We start from the raw sequence: 1,683 nt of genomic DNA, 5'->3' as shown, positions 1-1,683 counted from the left end.
CTTAAGCAGCACGGCCAACGAGGACGTCCAGCTCTTCTCACATTTACGATGTCGCTGCAGTCGCGAGCAAAGCCTCAGAAGAGGGGATGGACAACAACTTGCAAACGCAAACAATTATCATTAGCATGGCGATCTATATCCAAAGAGCCTGCATCACCACTTCTGTCAGAAGCCAATCTCCTGATATCTGAAATAACGCCATGCTCAAGAAACCCCTATTGATCTTCCTGCTCGTTGGACTCACGAGCTTCATCGCCGTGTTCTCCATCCTGGCCCTCCCTACCATGCAGAAGCCGTCGCCGGTCAGAGCGCTCTGGTCTGCACAGACAGAGACCGCCGGACGGTTATCACCGCCTCCTGCCATCTCGCATCCAACCCAAGCTCAGCCCGAAAGCACACATCCCCCGCAACACCCCAGAACCGCCATAAACCAGAAGAAACTGGACTATGCCGATTGGCGATCCGAGCTGAGGTTCATACAGGGCCCAGTGAAGGAAACACTTGCCGAGCTTGATGCCAAAGCTTCGCCGGAGGGCGACTACATGGCGGCCAACCTGCTGCATATGTGTTATCTCCGGCAGCAGAATCCGCCCAGCGACGCGGCAACGGAGGGCTACCCTCCCCGAAGCGAATGCCTGGAGCTGGGTGTGCTCTCCCAAGAGAACTGGGTGGAGCGCATGAAAGCGGCGGCAGATGCCGGATTGGCAGCCGCCCAGGTAGCCATGGCCATCGCCGAGAACCCCAACCCACCGCTTTCCCCTGACGAACCAGACCCTTGGCTAGACATGCAGCGCGACTATATCGACAAAGCTGCAAGCCAATGCCACCCAGGCGCCTATGTCATCCGCGCCAACTACCGGTTCGATCCCGACAATCCACAGCTACAAAATCAAGCTGCCTACACCGACTTCTACACCGCCGAGCTGATCTACCGGCAGCGCTTCGAAGGTGCCCCGTCGCTTGAAAAACTACTGGAGCAGGAACGGCAGAAGCTGTACCAGCACCAGATCCTGGAAGCGGAAAACCAGGCCCTGATCAACTACCACAAAGCATGCACACAGTGATCACCCGAAATGGACTTCTCACCACCGTCTTCCTGGCGCTCTTCACTGTGGCAATTGCCGCATCCTATGACCGCTGGTTCTGCTCGTACTGTTCTATGGACATGACTGCTCTGGATGAACTGAGCGGGCCGATCACCTTCATACGTTCCACGGTCAACAGCGTCGTCAACCAATGGCGGCCTGGCGATACAGTCACCATCACCAACGGGTCACAGTGGACTACATTCCGTTACAGCGGCTCTCCCACCCAACTCTGGGTTCCGATTAACTTTGGCGATGGCGAAGGTCCGGGCACACTCAGAAACCCTGAAGATGCCCCGGCGCCAGGTAGTGGCAGCGGAGGAGGTGGCGGCGGAGCGAGTCGGCCTTTTTTCCCCGGCTTCGGCGGCGGTTCTCTACCCACAGGCCAGGTGGACATGGGCCCTATTCAGCTTGTGGGTGGCAGTGGTTCCTGCACTGGCTGCCACTAGCGACAACAGACCGCTGCAAAGTCAGCGCAAATCACCCTCCCCGCTATGTACTACGCCGGCACCACGCCGGCTGCACTCAGGTGATATATGCCAGGCCTATGCCTGGGCACCCGGCAACTCCAGATGTTCCGGCCGAATCTCCGCATGAC

At 58.0% G+C, this 1,683-nt stretch carries 2 protein-coding genes; both read left to right on the top strand.

Annotated features, from left to right (window positions below; genetic code table 11):
• Nucleotides 1-200: 200 nt before the first annotated feature.
• A complete protein-coding gene (locus J0A65_RS23025; protein ID WP_206596631.1) occupies nt 201-1,064 on the top strand; it encodes a hypothetical protein in 864 nt (287 codons plus the stop codon).
• A gap of 95 nt (nt 1,065-1,159) precedes the next feature.
• A complete protein-coding gene (locus J0A65_RS23020; RefSeq protein ID WP_206596630.1) occupies nt 1,160-1,534 on the top strand; it encodes a hypothetical protein in 375 nt (124 codons plus the stop codon).
• Nucleotides 1,535-1,683: the final 149 nt, after the last annotated feature.

Origin of the sequence: Bowmanella yangjiangensis (genome assembly GCF_017255015.1) — a bacterium.
Classification (GTDB): domain Bacteria; phylum Pseudomonadota; class Gammaproteobacteria; order Enterobacterales; family Alteromonadaceae; genus Bowmanella; species Bowmanella yangjiangensis.
Note: the sequence above shows the minus strand (reverse complement) of the source record. Positions and strands in the feature narration are given on the sequence as shown.

Excerpts from the sequence above, each read along its gene's own strand:
- J0A65_RS23025 (WP_206596631.1), top strand. The coding sequence starts at position 201 with ATGCTCAAGAAACCCCTATTGATCTTCCTGCTCGTTGGACTCACGAGC.
- J0A65_RS23020 (WP_206596630.1), top strand. The coding sequence starts at position 1,160 with ATGGACATGACTGCTCTGGATGAACTGAGCGGGCCGATCACCTTCATA.